This is a genomic window from Streptomyces omiyaensis, from assembly GCF_014650895.1.
GTDB lineage: Bacteria > Actinomycetota > Actinomycetes > Streptomycetales > Streptomycetaceae > Streptomyces > Streptomyces omiyaensis.
Genome location: NZ_BMVV01000028.1, coordinates 1 through 13,920 on the forward strand (window position 1 = coordinate 1; position 13,920 = coordinate 13,920).

Genomic DNA, 13,920 nt, shown 5'->3' on the forward strand with positions numbered 1-13,920 from the left:
TCGCTGCTCGCGCCCGACATCCGCGAGTTCGTCGTCGAGCACGTCCTGGGCGAGCTCGTCGAGGACGGCATCAAGCTCGACACCGAGGGCTACCGGCTGCTGGTGAACCCGACCGGGCGCTTCGAGATCGGCGGTCCGATGGGCGACGCCGGTCTCACCGGCCGCAAGATCATCATCGACACGTACGGCGGCATGGCCCGCCACGGCGGCGGTGCCTTCTCCGGCAAGGACCCGTCCAAGGTCGACCGCTCGGCCGCCTACGCCATGCGCTGGGTCGCCAAGAACGTGGTGGCGGCGGGCCTCGCCTCCCGCTGCGAGGTCCAGGTCGCCTACGCCATCGGCAAGGCGGAGCCGGTCGGCCTCTTCGTCGAGACCTTCGGCACCAACGCCGTCGAGACCGAGAAGATCGAGAACGCCATCGGCGAGGTCTTCGACCTCCGCCCGGCCGCGATCATCCGCGACCTCGACCTGCTCCGCCCGATCTACTCCCAGACCGCCGCCTACGGCCACTTCGGCCGCGAGCTGCCGGACTTCACCTGGGAGCGCACCGACCGCGTCGACGCCCTGAAGAAGGCCGCCGGCCTGTAAACGGCAGCACGGCGGCGGAAGCCCGGCACCCCCAGGGGGTGCCGGGCTTCCGCCGTCCGCCCGCTGTCCGAGCCGTCTGGTAGGTATGGGGCTGTGAGCAGCGAGAAGGAGAATTCCGAGGGGCCCGAGCAGCTCGCGCTCATTCGGGAGACCGTGCGGAAGGCGAAGGTGCCGAAGGCCAAGCCGCGTACCTGGCGGGGGGCCGCGCTCGCCAAGGAGCTCCCGGTCGCGCGGGTGGTGGTGAACAAGGGCGTGCTCCACCTCGACCAGTTCTTCGACTACGCCGTGCCCGAGGAGCTCGACGCCGTCGCGCGGCCGGGGGTCCGGGTCCGGGTGCGGTTCGGGGCCGGGTCCGGGCAGGTGCGGGGCGGGCGGCGCGAGGGCGGGCGGCTGATCGACGGGTTCCTCGTCGAGCGGCGGGCCGCCTCCGACTACTCGGGGCCGCTGGCCGCGCTCGCGGACGTGGTGTCCCCGGAGCCGGTGCTCGGGCCCGAGCTGCTGGCCCTCTCCCGGGCCGTGGCCGACCGGTACGCGGGCAGTCTCGCCGACGTGCTCCAGCTCGCCGTGCCGCCGCGCAGCGCCGCCGCCGAGCGGCGCCCCTCGCCCGCGCCGCTGCCGCCGCCCCCGCCGCCCGCGCCGGGCACCTGGAGCCGGTACGGGCAGGGGGCGGCGTTCCTGGAGTCGCTCGCGGGCGGCGGGGCGCCCCGGGCCGTCTGGACGGCGCTGCCGGGACCGCACTGGGCCGAGGAGATCGCCCGCGCGGTCGCCGCCACGCTCGCCTCGGGGCGGGGCGCCCTCGTCGTGGTGCCCGACGGGCGCGCCGCCGGGCGGGTCGACGCGGCGCTGACCGGCGTCCTGGGGGAGGGCCGGCACGCGGTGCTCACCGCCGAGGCCGGGCCCGAGAAGCGGTACGCCCAGTGGCTCGCCGTCCGGCGCGGCTCCGTGCGGGCCGTCGTCGGCACCCGCGCCGCCATGTTCGCGCCGGTCGCCCACCTGGGCCTGGTCGTCCTGTGGGACGACGGCGACGGCAGCCACAGCGACCCGCACGCCCCGCAGCCGCACGCCCGCGAGGTGCTGCTGCTGCGCGCCGCCCACGACCGGTGCGCCTTCCTCCTGGGCTCCACCGGCTGCACCGTCGAGGCCGCCCAGCTCGTCGAGTCCGGCTGGGCGCGGCCGCTCGCCGCCGACCGGGAGCAGGTCCGCCGGGCCGCCCCCCTCGTCCGCACCGTCGGCGACGACCTCCTCGCCCGGGACGGCGCCGCCCGCGCCGCCCGGCTGCCCTCGCTCGCCTGGGAGACCCTGCGGGACGGGCTGCGCAGCGGGCCGGTCCTGATCCAGGTGCCCCGGCGGGGGTACGTGCCCCGGCTCGCCTGCCAGCAGTGCCGGACGCCCGCCCGCTGCCGGCACTGCGCCGGGCCGCTGGAGGCGCCCGACCAGCGCGAGCTGCACTGCGGCTGGTGCGGGCGGGAGGCCCCCGCCTGGCACTGCGAGGCCTGCGGCTCGACCCGGCTGCGGGCCCAGGTGGTCGGCGCCCGGCGGACCGCGGAGGAGCTGGGCCGGGCCTTCCCCGCGGTGCCGGTGCGGACCTCCGGCCGCGACCACGTCCTGGACCGGGTCCCGGACCGTCCCGCCCTGGTCGTCTCCACCCCCGGCGCCGAACCGGTCGCCGACGGCGGCTACGCGGCGGCCCTGCTGCTCGACGGCTGGGCGCTGCTCGGCCGCCCCGACCTGCGGGCCGGCGAGGAGGCGCTGCGCCGCTGGATGGACGCGGCCTCGCTGGTGCGGGGCCAGGCCGAGGGCGGCACCGTGGTGGTGGTCGCCGAGCCGACGCTCCGGCCCGTGCAGGCCCTCGTCCGCTGGGACCCGGTCGGGCACGCCCAGCGGGAGCTGGCCGAGCGCGCCGAGCTGGGCTTTCCGCCGGTCTCCCGGATGGCCGCGGTCAGCGGGCCGCCCGAGTCGGTGGAGACCTTCCTGGCGGGTGCCGCGCTGCCCATGGACGCGGAGGTCCTCGGGCCGGTGCCGCTGCCGGTGGTCCGTCCCGGGGGGGTGCGCAGGCCCGGGGACCCGCCGCCCGGCGAGCGGTGGGACCGGGCCCTGGTCCGGGTCCCGCCCGGCAGCGGCGCGGCCCTCGCCCAGGCCCTCAAGCACGCCCGGGCGAGCCGCCAGGCCCGCGGCACCGGGGACCCCGTCCGGATCAGGGTGGACCCGCCGGACATCGGCTGACGGGCCGGACGCGACGACGGCCGCCGCCCCCTTCGGCCAGGGGATGGCGGCCGGTCGTCGTGTCCGCGGGTCAGGCGTTGCGCGGGCTGGGGAAGGCGGGCGAGCGGGGCTCCTCGCGGAGGGTGGCGCTCCCCGAGGTCGGCTGCGGCGGCATCGAGCGGGCGGCCGGCACCGACGGGAGCGGGCGGGGCACGCCCGGCGCGTCCTCGCGCTCCGGCTCCACCACGGGCTGCTGGGGTGCCCTGCGGGCGCCGTAGCGGCGGTGGACGGCCTGCTTGGTGACGCCGAGCGCGGAGCCCACGGCGTCCCAGGAGAAGCCGAGGGAGCGGTCGAACTCGACGGCGGCGGTCACCAGGGTCTCGACGCTGTCGCGGAGCTCCTGGGCGAGCCGTACGGTGGGGGCGGGCGCGCGGCCGTAGACGACGAAGCCCGTGGACGGGCCGGAGCGGCGAGGGCGGTAGACATTGCCCAGCTGGGCCGTGAGCGTGCGCAGTGCGTCCACCTGCCGCCGGACCCGCTCGATGTCCCGCACCAACAGGTGCAGACTCGCCCGGGCTTGGGCGTCGTGGGTTGCGTGGTCGGCCATGTGAAAGCCTCTCGAACCGGCGATGGAAGGGCGGGCCGCAGGGGGGACGGCGGCCCGATACGGTCAATCTCTCTTGACCAACGCGCCACCGGGAGTTGGGTCACGCTGCGGGGGCGTACACGCATATGCGCGGGGCGCTCGCCGTCGCGTACGCCCCCTCCCGGCCGGGCGCCTAGACTGGTGTGTCGCCCGCAACGCCCCCGGACAGACAGGCAGTCGCCACCCATGAAGCTGGTCTTCGCAGGCACCCCCGAGGTCGCCGTCCCCGCCCTGGACGCCCTGCTCGCCTCCGGCCGTCACGAGGTCGCCGCCGTGGTCACCCGCCCGGACGCACCCGCGGGCCGCGGGCGGCGGCTGGTCGCCAGCCCGGTCGCGCAGCGGGCCGAGGAGGAGGGCATCGAGATCCTGCGGCCGGCCCATCCGCGCGACGAGGACTTCCTCGCCCGGCTGCGCGAGATCGCCCCCGACTGCTGCCCGGTCGTCGCCTACGGCGCGCTGCTGCCGCAGAAGGCCCTCGACATCCCCGCGCACGGCTGGGTCAACCTGCACTTCTCGCTCCTCCCGGCCTGGCGCGGCGCGGCCCCCGTGCAGCACGCGCTGATGGCGGGCGACGAGGTGACCGGCGCCAGCACCTTCCAGATCGAGCGGGGCCTCGACTCCGGCCCGGTCTACGGCGTGGTCACCGAGGAGATCCGCCCCACCGACACCAGCGGCGACCTGCTCACCCGCCTCGCCTTCGCCGGCGCGGGCCTGCTCTCCGCCACCATGGACGGCATCGAGGACGGCGCCCTCAAGGCGGTCCCGCAGCCCGCCGACGGCATCACCCTCGCCCCGAAGATCGAGGTGGAGGACGCCCACGTCGACTTCGCCGCGCCCGCCCTGCGGGTCGACCGGGTCGTCCGCGGCTGCACCCCGGCGCCGGGTGCCTGGACCCTCTTCCGCGGCGAGCGCCTCAAGCTCGTCCAGCTCGCCCCGGTCCCCGACCGCACCGACCTCGCCCCCGGCGAGCTGGCGGCCGGCAAGAACAACGTGTACGCCGGCACCGGCTCCCACGGCGTCGAGCTCCTCTGGGTCCAGCCCCAGGGCAAGAAGCCCATGAAGGCCGCCGACTGGGCCCGCGGCGTCCGCATCGCCCCGGGGGAGCGCCTCGGGGCCTGACGCCGCCGGCCCCTCAGCCGTCGGGTTCCGCATCGGCCTCCGCGGGGTCGCCCCACCGGCGCCAGAGCGTCTCGGCCCACCAGGCGGCGTCCGGCCCGGGGCGCGGCACGACCGGAGGCGGGACCGGCGCGGTCTCGACGAGGTGGACGAGGGACCACGCGAGGCCGTAGCAGTCGTCGGGACCGAAACAGCCGGCGAGCGCCGCGGCCTCCTCGGCCGTGACCGGGCGCGCGATCGCCAGGAGCTGACGCTCGCGGCGCGCGATCTCCTCCTCGTCCGCCTCCTGGTCGGGCAGGGCGCCCTCGTCGACGAAGGTCCGCACGTCGGTTCTCATCCCCGCATGATCGGCCCGGGCCCGCGACGGGGGCAATACGCTCCGGGCCCCGCACCGGGGCCGCCGGACCCCGCCGCCCCGCCGGCGACGTAGGCTGGGGAGGTTCGACCCCCTCATTTCGTCACGCGGAGCACCTTTGAGCGAGCAGGCACGTCGCCGTCCCCCCAAGCCCCACCGCCGGCCCAAGAAGGACCCCGTGCGGATGCTCGCCTTCGAGGTGCTGCGGGCGGTCGACGAGCGGGACGCGTACGCCAACCTCGTCCTGCCGCCGCTGCTGCGCAAGGCGCGGGAGAAGGAGGGCTTCGAGGCCCGGGACGCGGCGCTCGCGACCGAGCTGGTCTACGGGACGCTGCGGCGCCAGGGGACGTACGACGCGATCATCGCGGCCTGTGTGGACCGGCCGCTGCGCGAGGTCGACCCGCCGGTGCTCGACGTGCTCTCCCTCGGGGCGCACCAGCTGCTCGGGACGCGCATCCCGCCGCACGCCGCCGTCTCCGCCACCGTCGAGCTGGCCCGCGCCGTGCTCGGCGAGGGGCGGGCCAAGTTCGTCAACGCCGTGCTCCGCAAGATCACGCGGCAGGACCTCGACGCCTGGGTGGCCGAGGTCGCCCCGCCGTACGAGAAGGACGCCGAGGACCACCTCGCCGTCGTCCACTCCCACCCCCGCTGGGTGGTCTCCGCGCTGTGGGACGCCCTCGGCGGCGGCCGCGCCGGCATCGAGGCGCTCCTGGAGGCGGACAACGAGCGGCCCGAGGTCACCCTCGTCGCCCGGCCCGGCCGGGTCGGCGTCGAGGAGCTGGCCGGGGCCGCCGAGACCGAGCCCGGCCGCTGGTCCCCGTACGCCCTCCGGCTCACCGACGGCGGCGAGCCCGGGGCCATCGAGGCCGTCCGGGACGGGCGGGCCGGCGTCCAGGACGAGGGCAGCCAGCTCGTCGCGATCGCGCTGGCGAACGCGCCGCTGGAGGGCCCCGACACCCGCTGGCTCGACGGCTGCGCCGGCCCCGGCGGCAAGGCCGCGCTCCTCGGCGCGCTGGCCGCCGAGCGCGGCGCCGCCCTGCTCGCCTCCGAGAAGCAGCCGCACCGCGCCCGGCTGGTCGAGCGCGCGCTGGCCGGCAACCCCGGCCCGTACCGGGTCATCGCCGCCGACGGCACCCGCCCGCCGTGGCGCGAGGGCGTCTTCGACCGCGTCCTGGTCGACGTGCCGTGCTCCGGTCTGGGCGCCCTGCGCCGCCGTCCCGAGGCCCGCTGGCGCCGCCGCCCCGAGGACCTCGACGGCTTCGCCCCGCTCCAGCGGGGGCTGCTCGCCGAGGCGCTGCGGGCCGTGCGCGTCGGAGGGGTCGTCGGCTACGCGACCTGCTCGCCGCACCTCGCCGAGACCCGGGTCGTCGTGGACGACGTGCTCAAGAGGACCGGCGGCGCCGAGCTGATCGACGCCCGGCCCCTCTTCCCCGGCGTCGACTCCCTCGGGGACGGTCCCGACGTCCAGCTGTGGCCGCATCTGCACGGCACGGACGCCATGTACCTGGCGCTGATCCGCCGGACCGCCTGACGGTTTCCCCTGGTACGTACCAGTACGTCCCCCGCCGCGGGAAGCGCTCACCGCTCCGCGGCGAAGAAGTCCCCGAGAACGTGGCAGGCTTGGCACATGGCGCAGATCAATCCCAGCATCCTCTCCGCAGACTTCGCCCGCCTCGCGGACGAGGCCGAGGCCGTCGACGGGGCCGACTGGCTGCACGTCGACGTCATGGACAACCACTTCGTGCCCAATCTGACGCTGGGCGTGCCGATCGTCGAGTCGCTCAGCCGGGCGACCGCCACGCCCCTCGACTGCCACCTGATGATCGAGGACCCGGACCGCTGGGCGCCGCAGTACGTGGAGGCCGGCGCGGGCTCCGTCACCTTCCACGTCGAGGCCGCCGCCGCGCCGGTCCGGCTCGCCCGGGAGATCCGCGCCAAGGGCGCCCGGGCCTCCATGGCGCTCAAGCCGGCCACCCCCATCGAGCCCTTCGAGGACCTGCTCCCCGAGCTCGACATGCTGCTCGTCATGACCGTCGAGCCTGGCTTCGGCGGCCAGGCCTTCCTCGACATCATGCTGCCCAAGATCCGCCGCACCCGTGAGCTCATCGCCAAGCACGGACTGGAACTGTGGCTCCAGGTCGACGGCGGCGTCTCCGAGTCCACCATCGAGCGCTGCGCCGAGGCGGGCGCGGACGTCTTCGTGGCGGGCTCGGCGGTCTACGGCGCGGCCGACCCGGCCGCCGCGGTCGCCGCTCTGCGCGCCAAGGCGGACGCCGCCACGGCCGGTGCCGCCTGGGCGTGTGGCCACTGAGCCTCCGGCCGGTGAACGCGGTCCGACGGGCCGCCGACAGGACTGATCAAGGCCCGCCGTTTCTGACAGGATGAACAGCGGGTCCAGAGTGTGAACGAACACGGACCGTGGACAGCGGTGCGTGTACAGCAGTGAGGAGATCGCGGTGGCGGGAATGTCGGCGGGACGATCAGCCCTGCGGATGGGCCCCGCGGAGCTGGTGCAGGCGGCGGCCATGGCACGCCGTTTCTACCTGGAGGGGAAGTCCAAGATCCAGATCGCCGAGGAGTTCGGCGTGAGCCGCTTCAAGGTGGCCCGGGTCCTGGAGACCGCTCTGGAGCGGGATCTCGTGCGCATCGAGATCCGGGTACCGGCCGAGCTGGACGCCGAACGCTCCGACGCGCTGCGCGCCCGATACGGGCTCCGCCACGCCGTCGTCGTCGAGTCCCCGGCCGAGGACGACGAGTCGCCCGACCCGGAGAACCTCGGCGAGGTCGCCGCCGACCTGCTCGGCGAGCTGGTCAACGAGGGCGACGTGCTGGGCCTCGCCTGGGGCCGTTCGACCATCCACATGGCGGCCGCCCTCGACCGGCTGCCGCCCTGCACGGTCGTCCAGCTCACCGGCGTGTACGACGCCGGGACCGCCGAGCGCGGCTCGGTCGAGGCGGTCCGGCGCGCCGCCCAGGTCTCCGGCGGCGAGGCGCACCCCATCTACGCGCCCATGCTCCTGCCGGACCCGGCCACGGCCGCCGCGCTGCGCAGCCAGACGGGCATCGCCCGGGCCTTCGAGTACTTCGACAAGGTCACCGTCGCCTGCGTCTCCATCGGCTCCTGGGAGCCGGGCATCTCCACCGTCCACGACATGCTCTCCGAGGAGGAGCGCGCCCACTACGCCTCCCTGGGCGTGGCCGCCGAGATGTCCGCGCACCTCTTCGACGCCGAGGGCCGCAGGGTCGGCCGCGACCTGGGCGAGCGGTGCATCACGGTGGAGGCGGACCGGCTGCGCCGGATCCCCGAGGTCGTCGCCATCGCGGGCGGCCAGCGCAAGGCGGCGGCGATCGGCGCGGTGCTCCGCTCCGGCCTCGTCACCAGCCTGGTCACCGACCGTTCGGCCGCCGACTACCTGCTCGGCGAGTTCAGCCCGGGCCCGCACCCGGCCCTCGACCGCACCGACCCCGACACCGGACCGGACGGCCGCTGACCGTCCGCACGCGCCGCCGCGAGGGGCGCCGACCGAGGGCACGGTCGGCGCCCCTCGCGCGTGCCCGGTCCGCACGGGTGCCGCTCGCCCCGCCCGTCCGCGCGGTTCGTCCGCCCGGGCGCGCCCCCGGGGCGGGGCCGGGCGGGCGGTGACAGCATCGGGGCATGACCGCTCGCTGCGTCCGGCTCGGGCTCGCCCTCCTGGCCGGGCTGTCGCTGCTCCTCACCGGCTGCTCCGCCGGGACGGGCACGTCCACGGCCACCGCCGCCCCCTCCCGGACCGCCGCGACGGCCGAGCCCGCCCCCTCCGCCGTCACGACCCCCTCGCGCGCCTCCGGCCTGCCGGTCGTCCGGGAGGCGGAGCTGCCCCCGGAGGCCCGTGAGACCCTCGCGCTGATCCGCGCCGGCGGGCCCTTCCCGTACGCCAGGGACGGGGTCGTCTTCTCGAACTTCGAGCGGATCCTGCCGCGCCGCGAGCGCGGTCACTACCACGAGTACACCGTCCGCACCCCGGGCGAGCGCGACCGGGGTGCCCGGCGGATCGTCACCGGCGGGGACGGCGAGCGGTACTACACCGACGACCACTACGAGAGCTTCCGGGAGGTGGTCGCGGATGGAGCTCGATGACGCCGTCGTCCTCGACCTGCGCGGGGTCACCGACAGGGCCGCCTTCATGGACCGCTGCGCACGGGCCCTCCCGCTGCCCGGCTGGTTCGGGCGGAACTGGGACGCGCTCGCCGACAGCCTGGCCGATCTGGACGAACCCATGGCGATCGTGGTGACGGGCTGGCACGCTTATGCGCGGGCCGCACCGGACGACTGGGCCACCGCGCAGGAGGTCTTCGCCGCGGCGGCCTGCACCAGCCGTCCCGGCCTCGCGGTCCTCCTCGCGCTCGGTGGTTGGGAGGATCGCACAAGCGCCCCCTCGCAAGGCTCGGACGATCCGACCGCAGCACCCCGCGCACCCGGCGTGGGACAATGAACTACGTGCTTTTTCCCCTGGCTGAAATGCCTAGGGGCCGATCCGAACGACTGGGATGTCAGCACGTGCGTTTCCTCAATGACGTCAAGCCGCCGTACGACCTCACGTACGACGATGTGTTCATGGTGCCGAGCCGATCGGCCGTCGGCTCCCGTCAGGCCGTGGACCTCTCCGCCCCCGACGGCACCGGTACGACGATCCCGCTGGTCGTCGCCAACATGACCGCGATCGCCGGCCGCCGCATGGCCGAGACCGTCGCCCGCCGGGGCGGCCTCGTCGTCATCCCCCAGGACATCCCGATCGAGGTCGTCACCGAGGTCATCTCCTGGGTGAAGGGCCGCCACCTGGTCCTCGACACCCCCATCGTGCTGGAGCCGCACCAGACCGTCGCGGACGCCCTCGCGCTGCTGCCCAAGCGCGCGCACGAGGCCGGCGTCGTCGTCGACGAGCACCGCCGCCCCGTCGGCGTCGTCACCGACGCCGACCTCACCGGCGTCGACCGCTTCACCCAGCTCTCCGAGGTCATGTCCAAGGACCTCCTCCTGCTGGACGCGGACATCGACCCCCGCGAGGCCTTCCACACCCTCGACGGCGCCAACCGCCGCTACGCCCCCGCCGTCGACGCGGACGGGCGCCTGGCGGGCATCCTCACCCGCAAGGGCGCCCTGCGGGCCACCCTGTACACCCCGGCCGTGGACGCGGACGGCAAGCTGCGCATCGCCGCCGCCGTCGGCATCAACGGCGACGTGGCCGGCAAGGCCAAGCTGCTCCTCGACGCGGGCGTCGACACGCTCGTCATCGACACCGCCCACGGGCACCAGGAGTCGATGATCTCCGCCATCCGGACCGTCCGGGCGCTCGACCCGCAGGTCCCGATCGTCGCGGGCAACATCGTCGCCGCCGAGGGCGTCAAGGACCTCATCGAGGCGGGCGCCGACATCATCAAGGTCGGCGTGGGCCCCGGCGCCATGTGCACCACCCGCATGATGACCGGTGTCGGCCGCCCGCAGTTCTCGGCCGTCCTGGAGTGCGCCGCCGAGGCGAAGAAGTACGGCAAGCACGTCTGGGCCGACGGAGGCGTCCGGCACCCGCGCGACGTCGCCATGGCGCTCGCCGCCGGCGCGTCCAACGTGATGATCGGCTCCTGGTTCGCCGGGACGTACGAGTCCCCCGGCGACCTCCAGACGGACGCGCAGGGCCGCGCCTACAAGGAGTCCTTCGGCATGGCGTCCGCCCGCGCGGTGCGCAACCGGACCTCCGACGAGTCCTCCTACGACCGCGCCCGCAAGGCGCTCTTCGAGGAGGGCATCTCGACCTCGCGGATGTTCCTCGACCCGGCCCGTCCGGGCGTCGAGGACCTGATCGACTCGATCATCGCGGGCGTCCGCTCCTCCTGCACCTACGCGGGCGCGGGCTCGCTCGCCGAGTTCGAGGAGAGGGCGGTCGTGGGCATCCAGTCCGCCGCCGGCTACGCGGAGGGCAAGCCGCTCCACGCCAGCTGGAGCTGATCTTCCCCGCCCCAGGCATGAGGGCCCCCGGGAGCACCGCCCCCGGGGGCCTTCGGCGTCCCCGGGGCCCGGGGGACGGCACGCGCTCCGGGGACGGCGCCCGCTCCGGGCCGTGCACGCGCGGCTCTCCCCGGGCGCCCCGTGCGCGGGGGAGCCCCGCGAAGGGCCCTGGAGGCGCCCTTGCGGGCCCCTCCGGCCCCCGGGGCCGTCAGGCGGCGCGGGGGAGGGCTCCGGCGGCGGTGAGCGCCGTCGCCACCGCCCGGGCCATGCGGGCGTGGCCCCGGTCGTTCGGGTGGAGGCCGTCGGCCAGGTGCTCGGGACCGAGGATCGGCCGGCCGGGGAGCAGCGCGAGGCGGGGGTCGGCGGCCGCGAGGTCGAGGACCGCCCGCTCCATGGCGCGCCGCAGCTCCGTCAGGGTGGCGCCGAGGGCGTTGCGGGTGTGTTCGGCGGCCGGGCGCAGCACCGGGGAGACGAGGAGCAGCGGGGTGCGGGGGTGGCCCCGGCGGATCAGGCGCACGTAGGCCCCGACCGTGGCGTGCAGCCACTCCGGCGACGCGGGGACCCGGTCCCAGCAGTTGGTGCCGAAGGCCAGGGTGATCAGCTCGCCCGGCAGCCTGGACAGCTGCTCCGCGAGGGGGAGTTCGCCGCGGGCCCCGCCCGCGTAGCCGAGGTTGACCGGGTCGAGCCCCAGCGCGCGCCCGGCGACGGCGGGCCAGGAGTGGGCGGGCCGGGTGGACCACCAGCCCTCGGTGATCGAGTCGCCCTGGACCAGCCAGCGGGGGCGGCGCGGGGTGGGGGAGAGGGCGCCGCCGACGGCCCGCAGCGCGCGCACCACGGGCGCCTGTCCCTCCGGCAGGTGGACGGTGAACTCCCCGCCGCCCGGCGGGAGCCGGAGCCGTACCGTGGCCTCCTCCGCGGGGTCGGCGAAGACCTCCGCGACGCACCGGCGGTCCTGCCAGAGCGCGAACAGGTGCCGCAGCGACCGCAGTTGGTCGCCGGCCGCCGGGACGGCCGCGCGGTAGCGCAGCTCCACCGCGGTCGTGCCCGGCTCCGCGCGGAACTCCACCCGCACCCCGATCGGCAGCGCGGCCCGCTCCGCGATGTCCCAGGGCAGCCGCTCCAGGTCGGCGGGGTCGGCCCGGACCGGCCGGTCGCCGTCCCGCCAGGCCGTGCCGCGCAGAAAGGGTTCGGGCTCCAGCCAGCTCACTCGGCACCTCCGGTCGGCCGCGTGCAGGGTGGTCCACCGGGGCCGAGGAGTCAAGGCGCGTGCGGACCCGCCGGGTCACCAGTGCCCCCGATGTGTCGATTCATGCGGGGGCGCGCAATGTTTCCCCGTCCGGGCCCGAAGTGCGCAATGATCATCCGCCATTGCGCAACAACACTGCATTACAAGTGCGAAGCCGCAGCCTTAGGCTCATCCCTCGTACCAGGAGTGGCGGGGACCGCCTGCTCGGCGGACTTCCTGCCCCCGTGGGCCTGTTTCGGCATGCCCGCACACCGGCACGCGTCCGTCGCGGTCCCCGTCCCACCGACAGGCAGCGATAAGGAGCCTCCGCAGTGCTGGACCACGGCGCAGCCCCACCGGTCGAGGACACGACCGCCCGCAAGACTTCCGTCCTGACCGCCCTCACCCGCCGCAAGCCGGTGGAGCGCCTGGTCGCGGAGGGTGGACAGGGTGAGGGCGGCTCTCTCCGCCGCTCGCTCTCGATGTGGCAGCTGACCATGATCAGCATCGGTGCCACGCTCGGCACCGGCATCTTCGTCGTCCTCGGCGAGGCGGTCCCCGAGGCCGGTCCGGCCGTGACGCTCGCCTTCGTGTTCGCCGGTCTCACCGCGCTCTTCTCAGCCCTCTCGTACGCCGAGCTGGCCGGCACCATCCCGGTCGCCGGCTCCTCCTACTCGTATGCGTACGCAACTCTGGGCGAGCTCGTGGCCTGGGTGTGCGGCTGGTGCCTGATGCTCGAGTACGGCGTGTCGGTCGCCGCCGTGGCCGTCGGCTGGGGCGAGTACCTGAACGAGCTGCTCGACGGCACGATCGGCGTCACGCTCCCGGAGGCGCTCAGCGCGCCGCCCGGCGACGGCGGCGTCTTCAACCTGCCGGCGCTGATCGTCGTCGTCCTCGCGATGCTGTTCCTGCTGGGCGGAGCCAAGGAGTCGGCCCGCGCGAACACGATCATGGTCGTGGTGAAGATCGCCGCCCTGGTGCTCTTCTGCGCCGTCGGCTTCATGGGCTTCACGTCCGGCAACTACTCCGACTTCATGCCGCTCGGGATCGAGAGCGTCGGCGCCGCCGGTGCCATCCTCTTCTTCTCGTACATCGGCTTCGACGCCGCCTCCACGGCCGGCGAGGAGGCGAAGAACCCCAAGCGCGACCTGCCCCGGGCGATCATGCTCTCGCTCGTCATCGTCACCGCGCTGTACGTCCTCGTCGCGGCCGTCGCCGTCGGCGCCTGGGACTGGAAGAAGTTCGCGGGCACCGACGCCACGCTCGCCGCGATCATGAACGACGTCACCGGCCAGGGCTTCTGGGGCACCCTGCTCGCCGCCGGCGCCGTCATCTCCATCGCCAGCGTGGTCCTCACCGTCCTCTACGGCCAGACCCGCATCCTCTTCGCGATGTCCCGCGACGGCCTCGTGCCCAAGGTCTTCGGCAAGGTCGACGCGAAGACCGGCACCCCGCGCACCAACACCCTCATCGTCTCGCTGCTCTGCGGCGGTCTCGCCGCCGTCGTCCCGCTCGGCGAGCTGGTCAACGCCACCAGCATCGGCACGCTCTTCGCGTTCGCCCTGGTCAACGTGGCCGTCGTGGTGCTCCGCTTCACCCGTCCCGACATGGAGCGCTCCTTCAAGGTCCCCTTCGGCCCGGTCTTCGCGGTCCTCGGCTTCCTCTGCTGCGGATACAGCATGTACAGCCTCGACCTGATCACCTGGGTGTACTTCGGTGCCTGGATGGCCGCGGGCCTCGTGTTCTACTTCCTGTACGGCATGCGCCGCTCCCGACTGGCCACCGACGCAGAGAAGTGATCCACCCGT

Annotated in this window: 13 protein-coding genes; 10 read left to right on the forward strand and 3 right to left on the reverse strand. The window is 75.2% G+C overall.

All coding sequences use genetic code 11. The features are described from left to right. A partial coding sequence (locus IE287_RS31680) for a methionine adenosyltransferase domain-containing protein (RefSeq protein WP_189852683.1) occupies positions 1-588 on the forward strand: 588 nt, incomplete at its 5' end. 93 nt (positions 589-681) lie between these two features. Then, positions 682-2,811 (forward strand): primosomal protein N', encoded by a 2,130-nt coding sequence (locus IE287_RS31685; RefSeq protein ID WP_189852684.1) that lies wholly within the window; start codon positions 682-684, stop codon positions 2,809-2,811. Between the two features lie 70 nt (positions 2,812-2,881). Here IE287_RS31685 and IE287_RS31690 read toward each other — a convergent pair whose 3' ends face one another. After that, positions 2,882-3,397 carry a hypothetical protein gene (locus IE287_RS31690; protein ID WP_189852685.1) on the reverse strand — a complete coding sequence of 172 codons (516 nt, stop codon included), beginning with the start codon at positions 3,395-3,397 and terminating at the stop codon, positions 2,882-2,884. Between the two features lie 225 nt (positions 3,398-3,622). Here IE287_RS31690 and fmt point away from each other — a divergent pair, with 225 nt between their 5' ends. Next, positions 3,623-4,555, forward strand: coding sequence for a methionyl-tRNA formyltransferase (fmt, locus tag IE287_RS31695; protein WP_189852686.1), 933 nt, complete (start codon positions 3,623-3,625; stop codon positions 4,553-4,555). Between the two features lie 13 nt (positions 4,556-4,568). Here fmt and IE287_RS31700 read toward each other — a convergent pair whose 3' ends face one another. Next, the gene (locus IE287_RS31700; protein WP_189852687.1) at positions 4,569-4,889 is read right to left on the reverse strand and encodes a hypothetical protein; all 321 of its coding nucleotides are present in this window, start codon (positions 4,887-4,889) and stop codon (positions 4,569-4,571) included. Between the two features lie 136 nt (positions 4,890-5,025). Between IE287_RS31700 and IE287_RS31705 the strand changes: the two genes are divergently transcribed. From IE287_RS31705 to IE287_RS31730, 6 genes are all read left to right on the forward strand, one after another. Then, positions 5,026-6,438: an RsmB/NOP family class I SAM-dependent RNA methyltransferase gene (locus tag IE287_RS31705; protein ID WP_189852688.1), complete on the forward strand. Its 1,413-nt coding sequence runs from the start codon at positions 5,026-5,028 to the stop codon at positions 6,436-6,438. Between the two features lie 96 nt (positions 6,439-6,534). Then, positions 6,535-7,218, forward strand: a complete 684-nt coding sequence (gene rpe, locus IE287_RS31710) for a ribulose-phosphate 3-epimerase (RefSeq protein WP_189852689.1) — start codon at positions 6,535-6,537, stop codon at positions 7,216-7,218. Between the two features lie 121 nt (positions 7,219-7,339). Beyond that, on the forward strand, positions 7,340-8,398 hold the full coding sequence (locus IE287_RS31715) for a sugar-binding transcriptional regulator (RefSeq protein WP_189852690.1): 1,059 nt from the start codon (positions 7,340-7,342) through the stop codon (positions 8,396-8,398). A 164-nt stretch (positions 8,399-8,562) separates the two neighbouring features. Further along, positions 8,563-9,024, forward strand: a complete 462-nt coding sequence (locus tag IE287_RS31720) for a guanyl-specific ribonuclease (RefSeq protein WP_189852691.1) — start codon at positions 8,563-8,565, stop codon at positions 9,022-9,024. Continuing rightward, entirely contained in the window at positions 9,011-9,379 is a 369-nt protein-coding gene (locus tag IE287_RS31725; RefSeq protein WP_189852692.1) for a barstar family protein, read from the forward strand. The genes IE287_RS31720 and IE287_RS31725 overlap by 14 nt, the downstream gene beginning before the upstream one ends. 65 nt (positions 9,380-9,444) lie before the next feature. Further along, positions 9,445-10,887, forward strand: a complete 1,443-nt coding sequence (locus tag IE287_RS31730) for a GuaB1 family IMP dehydrogenase-related protein (protein WP_189852693.1) — start codon at positions 9,445-9,447, stop codon at positions 10,885-10,887. Positions 10,888-11,095: 208 nt separating this feature from the next. Here IE287_RS31730 and IE287_RS31735 read toward each other — a convergent pair whose 3' ends face one another. Next, positions 11,096-12,094 carry a GDSL-type esterase/lipase family protein gene (locus tag IE287_RS31735; protein ID WP_189852694.1) on the reverse strand — a complete coding sequence of 333 codons (999 nt, stop codon included), beginning with the start codon at positions 12,092-12,094 and terminating at the stop codon, positions 11,096-11,098. A 350-nt stretch (positions 12,095-12,444) separates the two neighbouring features. Here IE287_RS31735 and IE287_RS31740 point away from each other — a divergent pair, with 350 nt between their 5' ends. Next, the gene (locus IE287_RS31740) at positions 12,445-13,911 is read left to right on the forward strand and encodes an amino acid permease (protein WP_189852695.1); all 1,467 of its coding nucleotides are present in this window, start codon (positions 12,445-12,447) and stop codon (positions 13,909-13,911) included. The last annotated feature ends 9 nt before the right edge of the window (positions 13,912-13,920 follow it).